Source organism: Vibrio sp. 2433-A1 (assembly GCF_056726085.1).
Genome location: NZ_JBRESC010000012.1, coordinates 21,605 through 35,262, shown reverse-complemented (window position 1 = coordinate 35,262; position 13,658 = coordinate 21,605). Strand labels below are relative to the sequence as shown.

The 13,658-nt window shown below is 44.4% G+C and carries 12 protein-coding genes; 5 read left to right on the top strand and 7 right to left on the bottom strand.

Annotated features, from left to right (window positions below; genetic code table 11):
• The first annotated feature begins 235 nt into the window (after positions 1-235).
• Positions 236-2,053: an MOSC N-terminal beta barrel domain-containing protein gene (locus ACU01J_RS13335; protein WP_481086137.1), complete on the top strand. Its 1,818-nt coding sequence runs from the start codon at positions 236-238 to the stop codon at positions 2,051-2,053.
• A 60-nt stretch (positions 2,054-2,113) separates the two neighbouring features.
• Here the strand turns inward: ACU01J_RS13335 and ACU01J_RS13330 are convergent, their stop codons facing one another.
• Positions 2,114-3,022 carry a DMT family transporter gene (locus ACU01J_RS13330; protein WP_481086136.1) on the bottom strand — a complete coding sequence of 303 codons (909 nt, stop codon included), beginning with the start codon at positions 3,020-3,022 and terminating at the stop codon, positions 2,114-2,116.
• Between the two features lie 99 nt (positions 3,023-3,121).
• On the opposite strand from ACU01J_RS13330, the gene ACU01J_RS13325 reads away from it, so the two are divergent.
• Complete coding sequence (locus ACU01J_RS13325; RefSeq protein ID WP_481086135.1) at positions 3,122-3,910, top strand: AraC family transcriptional regulator; 789 nt, start codon at positions 3,122-3,124, stop codon at positions 3,908-3,910.
• Here the strand turns inward: ACU01J_RS13325 and ACU01J_RS13320 are convergent.
• The gene (locus ACU01J_RS13320) at positions 3,907-4,830 is read right to left on the bottom strand and encodes a M14 family metallopeptidase (protein WP_481086240.1); all 924 of its coding nucleotides are present in this window, start codon (positions 4,828-4,830) and stop codon (positions 3,907-3,909) included. The two genes, ACU01J_RS13325 and ACU01J_RS13320, sit on opposite strands and share 4 nt — an antisense overlap.
• Positions 4,831-5,013: 183 nt before the next feature.
• On the opposite strand from ACU01J_RS13320, the gene ACU01J_RS13315 reads away from it, so the two are divergent.
• Positions 5,014-5,916: a DUF808 domain-containing protein gene (locus tag ACU01J_RS13315; RefSeq protein WP_481086134.1), complete on the top strand. Its 903-nt coding sequence runs from the start codon at positions 5,014-5,016 to the stop codon at positions 5,914-5,916.
• A 47-nt stretch (positions 5,917-5,963) separates the two neighbouring features.
• On the opposite strand, the gene ACU01J_RS13310 is transcribed toward ACU01J_RS13315, so the two are convergent.
• Entirely contained in the window at positions 5,964-6,617 is a 654-nt protein-coding gene (locus ACU01J_RS13310; protein WP_481086133.1) for a DsbA family oxidoreductase, read from the bottom strand.
• A 208-nt stretch (positions 6,618-6,825) separates the two neighbouring features.
• On the opposite strand from ACU01J_RS13310, the gene ACU01J_RS13305 reads away from it, so the two are divergent.
• Positions 6,826-8,181, top strand: a complete 1,356-nt coding sequence (locus tag ACU01J_RS13305; protein ID WP_481086132.1) for an alpha-amylase family glycosyl hydrolase — start codon at positions 6,826-6,828, stop codon at positions 8,179-8,181.
• A 54-nt stretch (positions 8,182-8,235) separates the two neighbouring features.
• Here the strand turns inward: ACU01J_RS13305 and ACU01J_RS13300 are convergent, their stop codons facing one another.
• Both ACU01J_RS13300 and ACU01J_RS13295 read right to left on the bottom strand, forming a co-directional pair.
• A complete protein-coding gene (locus tag ACU01J_RS13300; protein WP_481086131.1) occupies positions 8,236-10,104 on the bottom strand; it encodes a methyl-accepting chemotaxis protein in 1,869 nt (622 codons plus the stop codon).
• Between the two features lie 91 nt (positions 10,105-10,195).
• Positions 10,196-10,687 (bottom strand): AraC family transcriptional regulator, encoded by a 492-nt coding sequence (locus ACU01J_RS13295; RefSeq protein ID WP_481086130.1) that lies wholly within the window; start codon positions 10,685-10,687, stop codon positions 10,196-10,198.
• Between the two features lie 299 nt (positions 10,688-10,986).
• Between ACU01J_RS13295 and ACU01J_RS13290 the strand changes: the two genes are divergently transcribed.
• Entirely contained in the window at positions 10,987-12,090 is a 1,104-nt protein-coding gene (locus ACU01J_RS13290; RefSeq protein WP_481086129.1) for a 1-acyl-sn-glycerol-3-phosphate acyltransferase, read from the top strand.
• A gap of 63 nt (positions 12,091-12,153) precedes the next feature.
• Here ACU01J_RS13290 and ACU01J_RS13285 read toward each other — a convergent pair whose 3' ends face one another.
• Both ACU01J_RS13285 and ACU01J_RS13280 read right to left on the bottom strand, forming a co-directional pair.
• Positions 12,154-12,753 (bottom strand): leucine-rich repeat domain-containing protein, encoded by a 600-nt coding sequence (locus ACU01J_RS13285; protein WP_481086128.1) that lies wholly within the window; start codon positions 12,751-12,753, stop codon positions 12,154-12,156.
• A 124-nt stretch (positions 12,754-12,877) separates the two neighbouring features.
• On the bottom strand, positions 12,878-13,183 hold the full coding sequence (locus tag ACU01J_RS13280) for a DUF406 family protein (protein WP_481086127.1): 306 nt from the start codon (positions 13,181-13,183) through the stop codon (positions 12,878-12,880).
• Positions 13,184-13,658: the final 475 nt, after the last annotated feature.

The window sequence follows — 13,658 nt, the reverse complement described above, 5'->3', positions numbered from 1 at the left end:
TTAGTGACGGAATTCATAATACTGTCGTTTATTTGACGAATATTATGATGGTCGAGTTTCCATTTTCCAACGTGGATCACTACTTAATCAGACAAATCAGGCTTTTCCGACATTTGCGTTGACTAAATATCAAAAATGAGACGTGAATCTCATCATATTGTTGGTGATGTTAGCCAAGACAGTGGAACCGAGATGAGTATAATAACCACATAATAACTCTCGCTTAGGATTAGCAATGTCAGCGCCAACTCTCTCCCAAATTAATGTCTTTCCGGTAAAATCGGTCGGTGGTCTTTCTCTATCTACATCGTGGGTCGAAAAGCAGGGACTCATGTTTGATCGCCGTTTTATGCTAGCGCTTGCTGACGGCTCAATGGTTACCGCGAGAAAGTATCCGCAGATGGTAAAGGTCAAGTCTTGCTTAACCCAAGATGGTCTGATTTTTACTGCACAAGGTCATTCAGCACTAAGAATCCGTTACAGCGAGTTCAAAATGCAAGAAGCCCCGGCTCAGGTTTGGAAAGATAACTTTGTTGCCTATACCACCACGGATGAAGCCGATGATTGGTTTAGCCAAGTGCTCGGTCAGCGAGTTGAATTGTTGTTTACTGGTGAGCAATCAAACCGCGTGCGTGAAAAGCTAGGGCACAACGTGAGCTTTGCAGATGGTTACCCGGTGTTAGTGATCAGCGAAGCCTCGCTAGCAGAGCTTAACCACCGTAGCCCTGAAAAACATTCAATGGCGCAGTTTCGAACTAATTTAGTCGTGTCAGGAACGGAACCATTTGCAGAAGATAGTTGGAAGCGAATTCGAATTGGTGAAGTGGAGTTTGAAGCTGTTAAGCCTTGCGAGCGTTGTATTTTGACGACAGTAGACGTTGATAAAGGTGCTTTTCGTGGTAGCAAAGAGCCTCTCAATACGTTGTCTCAGTTCCGTGCTAATGAGCGTGGCGGTGTCTTCTTCGGTCAAAACCTTGTAGCCCTGAATGAAGGGGTGATTAATCAACACGATACGATCGAAGTCTTGGAGTATAAAGCGAAAGAGTTTTACCCAGATAACGGCAAGAAAACGTTAACCATGACATGTGTTGAGCGCGAAGAAATAGCGCGTGACTTCGTGACGTTCTGGTTAGAGCCTCCTCATGGAGAGTTACCGGTTTATCAGCCGGGCCAACATTTACCAATTGCCGTACCTATCGATGATGAGTCTGTCGGTCGCCGCTACACCTTATCTTCGAGCCCTTCACGCCCTGGCCGTTTAGCCATTTCCGTGAAGCGAGTTGATGGTGGTCGAGTGTCTAATTGGCTAATCGATAATCTGAATATTGGTGATGAGCTTGTTTGCGAAGAGCCTGATGGTAGTTTCCATTTAGGCGACAAGCATGACCAGCCGTTATTACTTCTGTCAGCGGGCAGCGGCGTCACTCCTATGTTATCGATGCTGCGTTATTTGGCGGATCATAATCAAATGGAGGATGTTGTTTTCTATCATCAGTGCCGAAGTGTTGAAGATATTCCGTGCAAAGCTGAACTGGATGCTTTGCGTAGTCAACACGAAGGGCTTACCGTGCTTATCTCATTGTCACAAGCGCCTGCTGACTGGTTCGGCTTAAAGGGGCGTTTAACTCTGTCGCACTTGAAACAAATTAAAGACGCTGAGCAGCGTCAGGTGTTTGTGTGCGGGCCAGATGGCTTTATGCATAAAGCGAAAAACTTGTTATTGAAGAAAGGGCTACCAGAAGAGCATTATCATCAAGAAGCGTTTGGTGTGAGTCAGGTTTCAGCTCTGCCAATCAAAGAGCTAACTCTGAGTGTTAATGGTCATGTGTTTGTTGGCGATAATCAAAAAACGCTTTTAGAGCAGGCTGAAGATGCTGGAGCACCAATTGCCAATAGCTGTCGTGCTGGCTTATGTGGTGCTTGTAAGGTGACGGTAGAGTCAGGAAAGGTACATCAGCCGGATGTTCCAGCACTACAAGATCACGAACGCAACATAGGTGTAGTTTTGGCATGTTGCAGTACACCGCTCACGGACGTTGAAGTGACGAGTTAAACGGTGTAAGCATTAGAAACAAAAAAGCCCTTAACTGTTTTTTTGTTTCTTGGCGAACTGTTAAGGTTTTTCTGCGCTGTCTAAAGGAGGAAGCGGTGTGAGCGGTTTCTTCGGTTGTTTTATTTGCGACAGAATTACCCCAGAAATTACCAGTAAACCACCTATGACATGGTAGTTGTAAACCGCCTCGCCAAGCACGGATGCGGCAAGCGTAATCGCGACAACTGGCATTAGGTTCATAAACATCGCGCTTGAATCAGCACCAATAAGATCAATCGCCTTAACCCACATCCAAGGTGCAGCAACCGAAGCCGCGAGACCCGCGTAAGCGATCAATGGCATTGCCTCTTTACTTGGTAGTAGCTCGTTACTCGTCAACCAAAGAGGTGTTAGCATGAGTAAAGCGAGTGTTCCTTGCATGTAAACCATGGTCCAGTTAGAGAGTGGCATCTTCCAGCGTTTGAGAAGCACACAGTATGCACCGTAACAGATGGACGCAATGACCATAATGCTATCACCGGGCGTTACATCCTGATGAAGGAAAAACAGCATATCACCTTTGCCTAGCATGAACGCAAGACCAGCAAGGGCAAGTACGGCACCGACAATGCTTAGTACAGAAATCGGTTTACCTAACAGAGGCACACTCATGAAAATCGCAATCAGTGGAACTAGTGAGGTGATCATCGCCATATTTGAAGCGGTTGTAGTCAGCCCAGCGTAATAGGAAAGCGACTGATTGAGTACCATACCGAGCATGGCTAAAAATGCGAGCTTGGCTAAATATGGGCGGATCGTTGCCCAGCGCTTGATCACTTTAGGCAAGCAAAAAGGTGAGAGCAATAAGATAGCCAGAAACCATCGATAGAAACTCATTGCGCTAGGTTCTATTGTCGCTGCAGCCATTTTATTTACGATTGCATTTCCGCCCCAAATGAAAACGGTAAAGAGAGGAAGTAGATAGACCATGTGAACACCATCGCAATATTATCGGTAGAATATAGTCTGACAGGTCGATATAATTATATATATCGCTATAACGACATATTGAGTCATAGGAAGACAAGTTTGAGAAAATCGGTAAAACATCTTCATCCATCCTTATCAATTGATAAAGCACCATCAGACGTGTTTATGAATTTTGAGGCGTTTCTTTCCAATACGGAAACTCGAATGCATAGCCACCCATGGGGGCAGGTGCAACTGATTAGTGGCGGTATTTTGGAAATGGAAGCGGAAGATACCCGTTTTCTCGCCCCTCCTCATTTAGCGATTTGGGTGCCTGCTGGTGTTATGCATACCAGTTTTAACCGCAAGCCGATCTCTTATTGCTCACTCAATATTGCGCAAGATTTGACGCAGCACTTCCCTGACTGTACTAGCCTGATCAAAGTGACTCCTATTGTCTCTGCGATTATTGATGATTTTCGTCAGCGTGATATCAATGTGGCTCAAAGTGAACAAGACAAACGGCTCGTTCAGGTCTTGCTCGATCAACTCGCGACTCGCGATACACAGCATCATTTCCTGCCTTCTACAGATAATAAATATCTGGCGAAGATCTTAGCTTCGGTAGAAGAGAATCCAATCGATAATACCAGTTTGTCCCAGTGGGCGGAGCGAGTGCACACTACTGAGCGGACTTTAGCACGGCATTGTCAGGCAGAACTCGGTATGAGCTTTACGGAGTGGCGCTTGAGAGTCCGCTATCTGTATTCAATGGATTTACTTAGAAAAGGGCATTCAGTGAAAGAGGTAGCCCTTACGCTCGGTTACAATCAGGCCAGTCCATTTATCGCAATGTTTAAGAAATACTCCGGGCAAACCCCGGAGCAATATAAGAGTAGATTGTTTTAGTCTAACTGAGTTAGCACATAGTCTAAACCACCAACAATCGCGGCTACCTGAGCGTCATTACACTCTTCCCCCGTCACTTTCGGGCTATCTGGGTAGACTTCCGTTGTTGTGCCGTATTGGCAGGTAGTAATGCCGCCACAAAGGCCCAGTTTTACCATTGGGTAGTTGATTACTCCGTGTTGTACGACGGCTGAACCAATGATCTCACCTTTGTCATCCGCAGGTGCAATGTGGGTCACCTTGCTCACAGATTCAATGACGGCAGCTTGGAACTCAGATTGTGGGTTTTCAGTATCACCAACCGTGTAGAAACCATCTGGGATCATACCTTCGATATACTCAATACCATCTCGTGCTGCTAGAGCAGGGCGGAATTCTGTTTCATCAGTATCGGTTGTTTCGTGCAAATCAATATGAACCAGAACCTCTTTGCCTAATGAGGCGACCAGTTTCATCAGGTTTGCTGATTCTTCTGCAGGAGAGTCTTGGTAAAACGAGCGATTTGGATCGAGTGCTAGCGGGTTCCAACGGTTGATCGTTTCGTATCCCCAAGGGCTGACACAAGGTGCGATGACAATGTTGAAATGCTTTGTGTAGCGTTCCATTTCATTAGCAGCAAACTTGAGCGCGCCATGAACACCACTGGTTTCGTAGCCATGCACGCCACCAGTCACTAAAACGATTGGCTTACCCGCGTCCCAGTTGTTCGATTTGATACAGAATAGAGGGTAACGCGCTTCGTCGTAAGAGAGTGCACCATACTGTTCAACAACGAACTGATCGCTCAGAGCTTTAATCTTCGGTACGACTTCTTGTTGATATTCACGTTTGATAGTCATCTGTTCACGCCAAGCAATTCGTTCTGCTTCGCCCCATTTTTGACCTGGGGTTCCGATAGGATAAGTGTAAGTACTGCGCATTACCTTGCCTTTGTAGTTATGGTGAAAAACGTTAAACAGCATAGAGTGGGCGACCGCGACAGGCAAATGTTATCGACCACAGTAAAAAGATTAACCGTGCATTGACATCAAGTATGTTTCCGCTTGTCTGTTGTGGTGTTACATTTAGAAACATTAATTGCTACCTTGAATGAGAAACGAAAAATGGCAGGCGCAAGTTTATTAACCTTGTTAGATGATATTGCTACGGTATTAGACGACGTAGCGGTAATGTCAAAAGTCGCGGCAAAGAAAACAGCCGGTGTTCTAGGTGATGATCTGGCTTTGAACGCACAGCAAGTCTCAGGTGTGACGGCTGAAAGGGAGATTCCCGTCGTTTGGAGCGTGGCCAAGGGTTCGTTTCGTAATAAGTTAATACTGGTTCCCGCCGCGCTGCTTATTAGCTCAATTGCTCCTTGGTTGATTATGCCATTCCTCCTGATTGGTGGTTTGTTCTTGTGTTTTGAAGGCGCTGAAAAAGTTTTAGAGAAATTGTTCCATAAACCTGAACACGCGGAAGATAAGCCAGCAGAGTCGCACGTGTCCATTGAAGAGTACGAAAAGAACAAGATAGCCGGAGCGATTCGAACTGACTTTATCCTTTCCGCTGAAATCATTGTGATCGCACTTGGTACGGTTCAAGGGCAAGCAATGAGCACTCAGGCTTTTGTCGTTAGCTTAATCGCGATTCTAATGACCATCGGCGTTTATGGCTTAGTTGCGGGTATAGTTAAGCTTGATGATCTTGGGTTTTACTTAGAGCGCAAATCTCAAGGTAAGGGTATTAAGTTGGCGCTAGGTCGAGCTCTGATCGCATTTGCGCCGAAGCTAATGAAAGCACTAGCGGTGGTGGGTACAGCTGCGATGTTCTTAGTGGGTGGTGGGATTGTGGTGCACAACATTCCGCTTCTACACCACTGGATCGAGCCAATCATCATGGAGATCCCAAATATCTCCATCGCTAAGGAACTACTACCTTCGCTTCTTAACGGAATATTGGGGTTGGTGGCTGGATTAGTGGTTGTTGCGGTGTGGGCTTTGTTCTCAAAAATAAAAAAACGTAACTGAGCGACTTATTGGAATGTACTCACTTATTGAGATTAGAGTGAGTACATTCAGTCTTGCTCTTCTGATTGGCTAATTTGAGTGATGGCTGAAATAAGAAGCTCCGTTGTTTGAGCGCCGGAGATGAGGTGCTTTCTGTTGATGATAATGGCTGGAACGGCGTTGATTCCCGCTTCAAGCCATTGTTGTTCAGTGGAAGCGACCGCTTCAGCCCATGACTGATCATTAATTACGCTTTCGACGACTTTAGCGTCTAAACCGATAGATTCGGCACACGTAATCAGTATGTCTGGATCGCTGATATTTTTTCCTTCAGAAAAGTAGGCTTGGAACAGACGTAGCTCTAGAGCGAACTGCTTGCCTTCGCTTTGTGCCCACATCAATAATTGATGCGCTTTTCGCGTGTTATAAATACGCATTTCATCATGAAAGCGAAACTTGAACCCGACTTCTTTCCCTAGAGAAGTCAAGGTGTCGCGCGCAGCAATACTGGCTTCATCAGTCGTACCATATTTCTCTTTAAGGTGCTCACGCAGGTTTTGCCCTTCAGAAGCCATTGCCGGATTAAGTTCGAACGGGTGCCACTGGATATCGGCTTCAACACTCTCTGTTAAAGCCGCAAGTGCAGCTTCAAGGCGCTTATAACCAATAATGCACCACGGACATACGACATCAGACACAATATCGATACGTACTTTATTCATCTTCACATCCTTAAATTAACCTACAGATAGTATAGCGGTGTGCTGGATGAGATTTTACTTATCCGCTCACTATTTAGAAATTTCTACGCCTAGAGACTACTACGGGAAAACTCATGATTAGGGGGATAAGGTTCCATAAGTGCTTTTGGTAGTATGGAGTCACGATGCTGCTGAAAGTAGCAATAGAATAACAGTATAGGAAATTGTCATGTCCCTATTTGCAGCAACGGATGTTATCTTGCATGCTTTTGACTGGCCTTACACATTAGTGACGCAATGCGCGGAACAGCTCGCTCAAGCGGGCTATAAAGCCGTATTAGTTTCTCCACCAATGAAGTCTTTGAAATCTGAGGCTGGCAGTCAGTGGTGGCAACGTTACCAACCACAAGATTATCGAGTAATTGACAATCAGCTCGGAAATTTAGAGGAGCTTAAAGTGATGATCGCTGCGCTTAGTGAGTTGGGTATCGGAGTGTATGCGGATGTGGTATTTAATCACATGGCCAATGAGTCTTCGCTTCGCCGCGATTTACAATATCCGAACCAGCAGGATATGAATGCTTATAAAGATGATGCGGAATATTTTCAGCGACAGCGATTGTTTGGTGATTTAACTCAGCCGTTGTTTGATCAAAATGATTTCGTTGAAGCATTTGGTATCAGTGATTGGGAAGATAAATGGCAAGTTCAAAATGGGCGCATAACCGGAGGGCCGACTGATCCAGGTTTGCCCACGTTGCGAGTGTGTGACAATGTTATTGCACAACAACAAAACTATTTGATCGCGCTAAAGCAGTTGGGAGTGAAAGGGTTTCGTATTGACGCTGCTAAGCACATGACATTAGAGCATTTACAGCGTGTTTGGACGAAAGAAGTTTGTAAAGATGTACATATCTTTGGTGAGATAATTACTAGTGGCGGTGCAACAAAGCCTGAGTATGACTTGTTTCTAGAGCCGTTTCTCGCACACACTCGATTTGGTGCCTATGATTTCCCACTGTTTCAGATGATATTTGATGCCCTCGATACAAAAGGTAGCTTAAAAAGTTTGGTCGATCCGCATTGTTTTGGCCAAGCGTTATCAGAAAATCGAGCAATTACTTTCGCTATCACACATGATATTCCTAATAACGAAGTGTTTGCCAATTTGGTTATGGATGAGGCTTCTGAATGGTTAGCATACAGTTATATCTTAGGTCGAGATGGCGGGGTACCTCTTATTTATACCGATCTTGATACGAGTGGGGTAATTAATAAGGAAGGAGAACCGCGTTGGTTAGGAGCGTGGCAGGATCCGAGGTTGATTGCCGCTATTGATTTTCATAATCGTATGCATGGGCAGCCGATGAAAGTCATTGAAGCATTCGATGACCTGCTTATCTTTAGTCGAGGTGGTAATGGGGTTGTTGTTATTAATAAATCGAAATCTGCTAAAACGATAGAGCTACGCCTCAATGGTAATTGGACAGATGTTTTGCAGGGGAAAGATTACTCTTCATTAAGCGGAAGAGTGCGTATATCTGTACCAAGTATGAGCAGTATGATGTTATTGAAAGACAAATAATTAAAAAGGCGCTGAATGAATTCAGCGCCTTTTTGATGGTTGGTAGCAGTGTATCTAAACTTTGAACTTGTTGAGTATAGCATCTTGCTCGCGAATGTTTTCAGTTTGCGCCTGCATAGCAATATTGGCGTTATCAGCAGCGTCAGACACTTGAGTGGAAAGATCTTTGATCTTCACTGTATTGCTATTGATCTCTTCGGCAACAAGGCTTTGCTCCTCTGCTGCTGAAGCAATCTGGATATTCATATCACTAATTTGTTGAATAGCATCGCGGATACTTTCGAGTGCCACGTTTGCTTCTTGCGCTCGTTCGACAGCAGTTCCCGCCGTGGCTTTACTCATATTCATCGCATTGGCAACGGAACTTGCACCAGCTTGGAGCTGCTCAATCATATTTCTGATTTCGGTTGTTGACTCCTGAGTACGCTGCGCCAGTGTTCGAACTTCATCAGCAACCACCGCGAAACCTCGACCTGAATCCCCTGCACGGGCAGCCTCAATTGCGGCATTGAGAGCGAGTAGGTTGGTTTGATCGGCAATATCATTGATGACTTTTAGGATGGTTTCGATGTTGTCAGTGGCTGACTCAAGTACTTTAACTTCTTCGACAGCCTCATCAATTTTCTGCGATAGGTTATCAATCGCGCTAGTGGTCTCACTTACAACGGATGTCCCTAGACTTGTCGCTTCATCGGCTTCTCTGGCTGAGGCTGCAGCGCCTTGCGCATTGTTGGCAACATCACCAGATGTAGTTGCCATTTCGTGCATTGCCGTTGCCAATTGTTCGAGTTCATGTAACTGGTCTTGCATAGCTGAAGCGGATTGTTGAAGTCCGTGAGAGGTCATTTCTGACCCACGCAGTATTTCAGAACCAATGGCCTTAGATTGAGTGATTTGTTGCTGTAATGATTGCGTAAATTCATTAAATCCGGAGGCGAGAATGGAGAATTCTTTATCAGTGTCTGTGTTCAAGCGTTGGGTCAGATCTCCTTCGCCAGATGCCACGTCTTGAATAGCGTTACTCAGATCGTCTAAAGGTTTCATCAAGGTACGAATTAGGATTAGAAGCAACACAATACTGATGAGCAAGGCGATGATAGAGTAGACGATGGAGCTGTTTCTCAGGTCGGCAAGGGATTGATAAGCAATGCTTTCATCGAGTAGGACACCAATATACCAGTCTTCGCCTGGAACTTTAGAAAAATCTAGAGTGTATTGTTGTCCATCTATTTTGACTTGCTGAGGTTCATCTTTAATACTCGCACCACCTAAAAACTCCTTCATTGGCTTGCCGTTAAACTCGGTGCTTGGATGGGCAATAGTCGTGCCGTCGCCTGCGACAATAAACACGAAGCCTGCCTCAAATAATTGGACCTTATTTACCACTTCTGCCAAGGCTGCCAAGCTCACATCATAGAAGATTGCGCCGATGAACTGGCCGTTATCGCGCACTGGGGTCGCGATGGAAACCAAAATCTCACCAGTAGCGGAATCTGCGTAGGGGGCCGTAATAACAAGCTTGCCTGAGTTTTTGGCGTCTATGTACCAAGGGCGAACGCGCGGGTCCCACGTTGGTCCGGGATTCCATGAAGGGTCATTGTTGATGTTGGAGCCATCTTTTTCGAATCCTAGTCCTGCCAGTAAGAAAGTCTCCTTAACGACAGGCCGAGTCAGAACCGCTGTAATTGCGTCAGGGGAAAGGTTCACCTCAAGCATGCTGGTGGCGTATGAAGCGATAGCTTTACGACTATTGATCTCTGCGGCTGTCGTGTCCCGAACTCCATCTACAATTTCAGCGACACTTGAAGTAACTTGAGTCTTGATTTCACGTTGGACGGTATAGTATTGCTGAAGGGTCAAAAGAGTGACCGTCGCCAAGAGTAGTAATGAAGACGCGGCTACAATCTTATGGCTGAATTTCATCTCAGAGTCCTTCTATAGATTAAGTGGTGATTTATAGATCTATAGTTATGAAATGAAGGTTCGGCCAGAAATTATACAACTTTTCTACGAATTAGCGGCCTAGGATTGCTTTTTCTAATCCACTAAAGAGAGAATCGTTTCCTTCAAAGAGTGCTTCCACAACAGCAGGACGTTTTTTGCCAGATTGCATTTGCTTGGTCGCTTCGCGAGCTCTAAGTACCAGTTGCAACTCACTTGAAAGAGGGGATTCACCGTTGTAGGTCCACTGAGCTATCTGTTGGCTGAGTTTGCTCTCTTTCAATGCCGGACAAAGATCAACGAATTCGTATTGCAGGACCGTGAGTAAGTCGATTTGTTTATCACGCGCAGCCGGGATATTACGTAAACGGTTTAGTAAAGCGGTCATCAGTTCGTTCGACTTAACAAATCCAGCTTGCTTTGGTAGCGGCAATGATACGCGAGATGACAACTCAACGCTGTCTACTAGCGTATTCGGGGTGTATGTAATCGACGTCAATGTATCGAAAGGTAGCCAAAAGTACTGGTTGGGTTCAACCGCAAATTCATGCTTTCCAAGTTTCACTAAGACCAAGCCTTGTCTGACACAAATCAACCTGTGTATTAGAGATTTTCTGCGTGGTGTACAAATAAGAAAATCATTGTGTTCAGCTTGGTATGAAATCGCGTAGTGCATGGTGTCGCTCATCAGTTTTGGGGCGCTAAGGTTAACGTTTCTTGATGAAAAAGCCAACTTTGAGTAATCAATGCATCAAAAAGCGATAATTGCTCTGGTCTGACCTTGTAAAATCTGCGAGAACTATAGCTGCCAAGAGACGTTTCTATGCGTAGAATAGTCGCGCTTTCTATTTACTGACTAAAATAATGACGACAAACACAGACCCATTTATTGAAATTCGTCCATATAATGACGAAGAGATTCCAGCGGCGATTGACCGCTTAGTTAATGATGAAGAGTTCATTAGCGCAATCCTACAGCACCGTTTTTCTAATCACGCAGGTTGGTTTAAAGCCCTAATGTCGCCTGTTGTGAAAGTCTATTTGAAGATGAAATGGTCAAAACTTAACTCAATTGAAACGATTCAATCTGAGGTGAAGAAGTATTTAGACCAAACTCTGAAATCAACCACCAATGGTGTGAATTTTAGCGGACTTGACAAGCTAGACCCTGAGCAAGCGTATTTATTTGTTTCTAACCACCGTGACATTGCGATGGATCCAGCGTTAGTCAATTATGGGCTGTTTCAAAATGGACATAAAACGGTTCGCATTGCTATTGGTGATAATCTGCTGAAGAAGCCATGTGCAACAGAACTAATGAAGCTGAATAAGAGCTTCATTGTAAAACGTTCAGCAAAAGGCCCACGTGAGATGATGAAGGCGCTGGGAACTTTGTCTGGTTATATCAAGCATTCATTAGATACGGGACACTCAATTTGGATTGCTCAGAAAGAAGGTCGTGCTAAAGATGGCAACGATTTTACTGATCCAGCAATCCTGAAAATGTTCCATGTTGAAGGTCGTAAGCAGAAAGTAGCATTTTCGGACTACGTTAAGTCTCTTAGAATTGTGCCAGTGTCGATTTCCTACGAAAACGATCCATGTGATATCGCTAAGGCGTTAGAGCTGCATGCGAAAGAGTCGGTAGGTAGTTACGAAAAAGGCGAATTTGAAGATATCGAAAGTATCATTCAAGGTATTGTGGGTGATAAAGGCCGTGTTCATGTTGCATTTGGTGATGTGATTGAGCAAGACTTTGAAACTCCTGAAGCCTTGGCCGAAGAGATCGATCGCCAAGTGCATGCGAACTACAAGCTATTCCCAATCAACCAATTGGCGGCGGGCAATGAACAAGTTGATGAGCAAGTTAAAGCGAAATTTGCAGATAAGCTCAATTTACTCCCTGAAGGTGCGCAGCCTTACTTGGTAGCAAGCTATGCAAACCCGGTAAAGAATCAGTCAGCATAAATAGCGAATTCATTTCGAAAACAGCCTCATTCAGTGAGGCTTTTTATTCGCTGGTGATGTTAATTATGGAGCGACAGCGCCACCTAAGTTGAGGTTTGTCGGCCACTTTGTAATGCGGTTACCACCAAGAAAGATATTACCCTTTACAGTCATGGTGTCTGGAAACTCGGTAATTTGAGAACCACTGATATAGAGATCGCCGTCAACAGTGATCCCTTCGGGCAGGGCCTTAAGAGGGGTTCTAATCACGCTAAGATCACCTTTTACTCTTAATCGAGGCGGTAATGATTGTAAGGGGGTATCGGTAAAGTTGAGGTAACCACCCACTTTAATCCCTCTAGGCCATTTTTTTATCTTCGAGCCAAGTAGATTGGCAAACCCTCTGATATTGACTCCCTTTGAAATCTTTTCCAGTTGGCTATTCGATGCATCAAGGCTCCCTTGAATATCTATACCCTCAGGCAGGCGTTTAATGGTCGTCTTAGCAATGTTTAAATTGCCCTTAATGACAAGCCCGTCAGGAAGCTCCGAGTATGGCTTATTTCGCAGGTCAAGATTGCCATAATTGTCTAGGTGATTGAGAATTCGAAATTGATCGAGCGGCACTGCTGTCGCAGCAAAACTAAAGCAGAGCAAAAAGAGTAAACAAAAGGAGCGAGGCATAGTTCAATCACTTAGAGAGTTCGTAATCAATATGAGTTCTAACAGAGATAAGGTCAAATTTTCTATGCGACAGGGACAAAAAAACGGGCTCAAGTGCCCGTTTTGCAAAGTATTCAGAACTGAATTAGCGAGTTAATGCACGCGTCTTTAGTTCAAAAATGAGTTTTTCAGCGCTGACTTCAAATTGGAAGCGTGCTGTTAATTCTGTCGCATCTTCTTCAATCGGAGTCACTTCATACTTAACGTTTGAACATACTTCCTCAGCCAATGCTACATATTTTGCTAGCTCAGCTTCAATTAGCGCTTTGCCTGTTGCAAAAATCGTTACTTCAGCCACATCATCACCTTCTTTGATGATAAAGCCCATTTCACCTGCACAACCACATGCTTCGCATACTTGTACTTGTTCTTGTTCTTGTTCGGTGGTCATCTCAATATCCTCTTACAAATAATGAGGTCATTTTAACGAGATTTTGGGAGCTTATCCATAAAAACGAGAGCATATAATTTCAGCCCTAAATCAGTATGCCGTGTTGCGTTTCGGTTAATAATTCCCGACTAATTTGCGAATGGCTCCTATTTACGTGTGATGAAGATCAATAAATTACGAAAATTCATGTCATAATTCATCCAGAACGTTATTCAGTTAGTTGTCAGGGTTAGCATTTTGTAAGATTATCCGTGATTCATATATTATACAAACAATAGATAAAGTCTTATTATTCTATAAAGCACGCAAATGCATGCGGTTATGGAGCGTTAGTTTACTCGACAGTTAGATGGTGCGTACGGTTTAATTGTGATACTGTCTTTTGCATTGAGATTGATTATTCATCTCGCTTAACAATATGTCACTAGACAAGGAAGCTAATTAATAAGGCGTCGATAATAGACTCATGAAGAGT